The organism is Promicromonospora sp. NPDC060271, from assembly GCF_042726755.1.
Taxonomy (GTDB): Bacteria; Actinomycetota; Actinomycetes; order Actinomycetales; family Cellulomonadaceae; genus Promicromonospora.
Genome location: NZ_JBHXBG010000316.1, coordinates 1 through 1,678 on the forward strand (window position 1 = coordinate 1; position 1,678 = coordinate 1,678).

Consider the following 1,678-nt stretch of genomic DNA (forward strand, 5'->3'; position numbering starts at 1 on the left):
CAGCCTGACCTTCTGCCGATCACCCGTCTTCGCCCGGGTCGGGTGCTGCGGTCGGCTGGGCCGCGACCTCGGCCTCCGAACGCAGGACGCAGAACTCGTTGCCCTCTGGATCGGCGAGGGTCACCCAGCCGGTGCCGGGGCCGTACTTCCCCCTGTGGTCCCCCAGCACCGTCGCGCCGTGCGCGACGAGCCTTTCGATCTCGGTGTCCCTGCGGTCTGACCGGGGGCGCAGGTCGAGGTGGAGCCGGTTCTTGACCGACTTGCCCTCCGGTACCTCGATGAACAGGACGGGCACCCCCTCGCCCGCCGGGTCGACGATCATGCACTCGTCGTGGCCCGGCAGGTTGGGGTCGTCGGGTACGTCCTCGTACCCGAGCACCGGTTTCCACCACTGGGACAGCGAGTAGGCGTCGGAGCAGTCCACGGTCAGGTGCGAGATGAAGGAAGCCACGCCGCGACCCTGGCACACCCGTCCCGCCCCACCAACGCTTTTCCGCCCCCGCGGGCGCGGCTCAGTGGTCGGCAGAACGTCAGATGGTCGGCACCCCGGAATGCCGACTACCTGACATTCTGCCGACTGCTCGCTGGGCCCGGCGGCGGCGGGAGCAGGCGGATCGGGCGTAACGTCGCACGCACCTCGTCCGGGACGTGGCGGAGTACCCGGGCAAGGGCAGGGCCGGCGCCGTCCGAGGACGTCACGCGCACCACCCCCCACCGTTCCTCCCGGAGGTGGTCCTCGCGGCGCTTCTCGTCGAAGAGCGCGCGGTCGGCGTCGTATCCGGGGCCGAGCGCGCCCGGGACGTACTTCACCCGCCCGTCGAACTCGGCCAGCAGCCGAAACCGCGTCCAGCCCAGATCAGCGCGAAACTCACCGTGCGGCGTACTTACCCGAAGCTGGGTGACCGGGCGCGGAAGCCCCGCTCGCAGCACCAGATACCGGAGCCAGGTCTCCCAGGCCGACTCGGCGCCTCCATCCGCCAGTTCGAGCACCAGGAGCGCACGACGGCGGCCGCGCACGTCACGCATGCCTTCGACCAGCTGGCGGGCAACCCCGAGGTCCAGCCCCAGCGTCAGCGCATGGTCCACGATGACGAGCGCGAGCAACGGGTGCAGCGAGACGCAGCAGTCCGCGACAGTACGCTCCAGGCTTGTCACCGCAAGGCCGTCGAGCTCGGTCTGCTCGTGCGCACCGAGGGTCAGCCGGTGCCGTGCTATGTCTCGGGCGGACGCCGAGGACGCCCGATAGTCCTGTATGACATGTACACGTTGCGGCAGCCGCCACAAGCGAAGCCCGTGCAGCAGGGCGGCCGACTCGTGGCTCACACAGGCGTGGCGAAGCTGGGTGCCGACGGCGACGACTCGGGCGACCGCGCGCTCGGTCGTGTCCCGGTACCGGTCGCCCGTCGAGGTCCGCCTGTCGCGATAGGCGCCTCGGCGTATCTTCTCGATCTTCTTGTCCCGGAGCGCTCGGCGCAGCGACTCGCGGTCGTGCTCCCGGGCGAGGAGTATCTCGGTCTCGTTCATGCACCGACTGTCGCCCAGAGCCGGGCCTACAGGCGTCGCCCGCGACGTCGCCTGTGCACAAGGTCCCACGGACCCGACCTGTGGTCGCACTCACGGTGGCCAGCTTGTGATGAGGTGGTCGGTAGAACGTCAGGTGGTCGGTACCTCGGAATGC

Annotated in this window: 2 protein-coding genes; both read right to left on the bottom strand. The window is 70.0% G+C overall.

Annotation, left to right across the window (positions count from 1 at the left end):
- Positions 1 to 19: 19 nt before the first annotated feature.
- Positions 20 to 451 (bottom strand): VOC family protein, encoded by a 432-nt coding sequence (locus ACFWE2_RS25320; RefSeq protein ID WP_377226966.1) that lies wholly within the window; start codon positions 449 to 451, stop codon positions 20 to 22.
- 107 nt (positions 452 to 558) lie between these two features.
- Positions 559 to 1,524: a hypothetical protein gene (locus tag ACFWE2_RS25325; RefSeq protein WP_377226967.1), complete on the bottom strand. Its 966-nt coding sequence runs from the start codon at positions 1,522 to 1,524 to the stop codon at positions 559 to 561.
- Positions 1,525 to 1,678: the final 154 nt, after the last annotated feature.